Source organism: Candidatus Melainabacteria bacterium RIFOXYA2_FULL_32_9 (assembly GCA_001784615.1).
Taxonomy (GTDB): domain Bacteria; phylum Cyanobacteriota; class Vampirovibrionia; order Gastranaerophilales; family UBA9579; genus UBA9579.
Map to the genome: position 1 here is coordinate 1 of MFRQ01000020.1, position 3584 is coordinate 3584.

General features: G+C 33.5%; 2 protein-coding genes and 1 pseudogene (1 of these 3 running past the window's edge). All 3 read right to left on the minus strand.

Features of this window, described 5'->3' with window-relative positions; genetic code table 11:
- A partial coding sequence (locus tag A2255_02915; protein OGI23061.1) for a hypothetical protein occupies positions 1-1090 on the minus strand: 1090 nt, incomplete at its 3' end.
- A 169-nt stretch (positions 1091-1259) separates the two neighbouring features.
- A complete protein-coding gene (locus tag A2255_02920) occupies positions 1260-2522 on the minus strand; it encodes a hypothetical protein (protein OGI23062.1) in 1263 nt (420 codons plus the stop codon).
- Between the two features lie 502 nt (positions 2523-3024).
- A pseudogene (locus A2255_02925) lies at positions 3025-3584 on the minus strand (hypothetical protein) (it continues 1909 nt past the right edge of the window).

Consider the following 3584-nt stretch of genomic DNA (forward strand, 5'->3'; position numbering starts at 1 on the left):
GTTTTTTAGTTATAGATTCCCAGTTATGCTGAGTTCTAATTCTTTCTTGCCCCTTTAGTCCTTTTTTAATCAGGTCTAATTGAGGCTGACTTAAAATAAATTCTAATTTTTCTTTAATATCACTAACTTTTTCAGAATTAAACAAATAACCATATTCTTCATTTTTACCAATAACTTCTATATGAGGAGGAATTGGACTCGATAATACGGGAATTCCATATGACATTGCTTCAAGTAGTGTAAGTGGCAATCCTTCCAGTTCTGAAGTTGATACATACAGGTAAGCGTTTGAATAAATTTCTTTAAGTTCATCTCCATATAAGTAGGAAGTGAAAATAATTCTTTTATCATCTTTAGCCAGATCTTTCAGGTGAGCAACATAACTATCTGTAGACGCAGAACCACCTACTAAAACGAGCTTTTTCTCTGTTTTTGTTTGTTTATAGGCTTCTATCAGCTTATGTGGAGCTTTTTCGGGAACTAGTCTGCCTACAAATAACAGATAATCTTTCTCGTTTAAACCAAATTTTTCCTTTATCAGTTCAAGCTCTTTAATTGAACTTATTGTTACTCCGTTTATTATTGTTATGGGATTAATGCTGTATTTATTTCTATAATATTCTTCTAAAGATTTGGATACAGTTATCTGAGTATCGAAAAAAGTTGCGCTGAAAATTTCTCCGAGTCGAATAATATTGCTTGCCAGAAAATTCCATTTATTTCTTTGCCAATCAATACCGTGGCAGGTAAAAATTAGTTTTTTATTTGGTGATAAGAGTTTTGGTATCCATGCAAATAAGCAGGGGCCTTGAGCATGAAAGTGAATAATATCTGCATCAGAAAATACAGCGTGCAAAAGCGCCCAAAAAGTATGAAATGTTGCCTCAAGATGTTTAGATTTAAATGTCCACAGTGGTTTGATTTTTATACCTTTATATTCATTTATCCTATTATCTATATAGCCTTTTCTGGCATATATGGTTACAAAATGTCCCATTTGAACAAGCCTTGAATATATTTCTTCACAATGTTTTTCTATTCCTCCAAAGGTAGCCGGCACGCCTCTTGAGCCTACCACAGCAATTTTCATATATTTCCCTCCAGAATGACTCTTAATATTTTGATTGCTATTTGGTATTAAGGACTTATCCGAAAATTCAAAAAATGATATTTAGAGATTGCTTCACAATATCGATTTTAGAAAATATTCCTGCTAAAAGGTTCGCAATGACAGCAAAAATTTATTTGTCGGATAAATTCTAAGTAACCTCTTTAAACACTTTCATGATCTCTCCATAATGGACTTTTGGGTTATATTTTACTTCGGCTTTTTTTCTGGCAGCCCTGCCCATTTCTTCACAAAGGCTTTGATGTCTCATTAAAAAATCTATTTTTTCTTTTAATTCCTGAACATCATTATGTTTGTAAAGCATGCCATCTATGTTTTCATCAACATACTCTGGAATTCCTCCGATATTAGCTGCAAGAACGGGCTTACCTAAAGCAAAGGATTCAAGAATTACGTTTGGGGAATTATCAAACCAGGTTGACGGTATTATTACTAATCGGCAGTTTCTAATAACTCTGGATAACTGTTCTCCTTGTAATTTGCCTAAGAAAGTAACATTATCAAGATTTCTGTTTTCTTTTATTTGTTCTAAATATTCTCTTTGTGGTCCATCACCTGCTATTAGCAGCTTGTAATGTTTTAATTTTTCCATTGCTTCTAACAACAATGGAATTCCTTTTTCACGACTTAATCTTCCAAAATAAACCAGATAAGATTGGGAAATAAATTCAGGGTTGTATTTATATGGGTCTATATAAATAGGGATATGAGTTATTTTATTTTCAGGTATTCCGCTCTTTATCATAGTTCGTCTTAAAAAATTACTAGGAGCTATGAATCTGTCTACGTTATTTACGTAAGCTTTATATTTATTATGAACATAAAGCTCCAGAGCTCCAATAGCACTTGCAGCTATAGAGGGCCTTTTGCTAAGATCATTTGTTTTAGATTGACGTACACATCTATGTTTTACAGCATTAAAATATCCTTTTAAGGGGCATAAAAGCTCTTCGCAGTTTGAATCATCTCCTTTTGTAAGTCTTGAATCTGGGCAGATTATGGCATAATCGGAAAGTCTATGTATTACAGGAATTGATCGTTCTTTTGCTTCCATAAAGATAGCAGGAGATAAGTGTCTATGAACTCCAAACCCCCATATAAGGTCTGGTTTTGTGTAATCAAGCAGCTGAGAAAATTTATTTCGTGCTTCTGTGTTATACAAAATGTTCATTAATGCTTTAAATTTGTTATAAAGATTAACCTTTTCTTCTCCTCCTAAATCTATATATTCAGTGAAGAACCTGCTATATTCGCTTTGAATATTTTCTTTATAGTTTGTAGAAAAGGGTACAACTTCATGCCCGTAAGACCTCAATGTATCAGTTATTTTAAATAAATATGATTCTAGTCCTGCCCTCAAATAATAAAATTTTGAAGCTGTTATTATTTTCATAACTCCCCTTGAAGATAAATAATCTAGCTTGCTCTATTTCATTGCATTATCCTATTTTCGCTGAAATTTAAATATTAGTTATTCTGGTATTATTTATTATCCCTGTGTCGATAAACGTAACTATATTTTTTATTGATCTGGTTTTAATTAACTTTAACTCAAGTTACAGCTTTAATAATTTTGGCTGTCATTACGGGTGGCTAAGCCACATTCTCAAGTAATCAATCATTCCAATAACACCACTATCATTCTGTGGTAGCTAAGAATACCTCTTACACATCCACTCTTTTAAGTGCTCAACCCTTCCAATAATGCGTACTGTCATTGCGAGCCATAAATCGCGGATAACCAGTATCAACTATTCTTGCGTGGCAATCTCTAAGTATAAATTTATCTATATAGCAGCTTAAAGTAAATAATTAATCGACTTCTATATATTAAAGAAGGGTTTTCTCTGTTAAGAGAAAACCCTTCTGATTAAATAATTATCAAGTTAATGTTATTAGTTAATTGCACCAGATGCAGTATTACTGGATGCAGATTCACCACCAGCATTAAATGATTTAACTTGATAGTAGAATGATGTGCCACTTGCTGCTGATCCGACATTATGTACTACGATTGTCTGACCAGGACCAAATGTTGCAACTTTAGTAAATCCACCTGTTGCTGAGTTAGATAAGTAAAGATTGAATCCTTGCTCATTGTTTGAGTTGTCCTGCCAGGTAAGTATTATCACGTTATTTCCGGCAGTATCTTTACCAATCATAGTTGTTAAACCAGTTGGAACAGCAGGCGGTTGCTGAGTTGGAGGAGGAGTTACTTCTCCAACTTGAGCTGTAACTGTGTTAGATGCTTGAGATTTTCCGCTGGCATTTACAGCTACTATTTTATAGTGATAGGTACCAGTGGTTGGATTTGATCCAAGATTGATACCATAACTAGTACCATTAGCACCCGGTGTTTTCACTACTTGGAAATTATTTGTTGAATTAACGGATTGAAGAATCTCAAATCCTGTCTCATTATCAGAATTATCTTTCCAGCTGAGATATACATAGT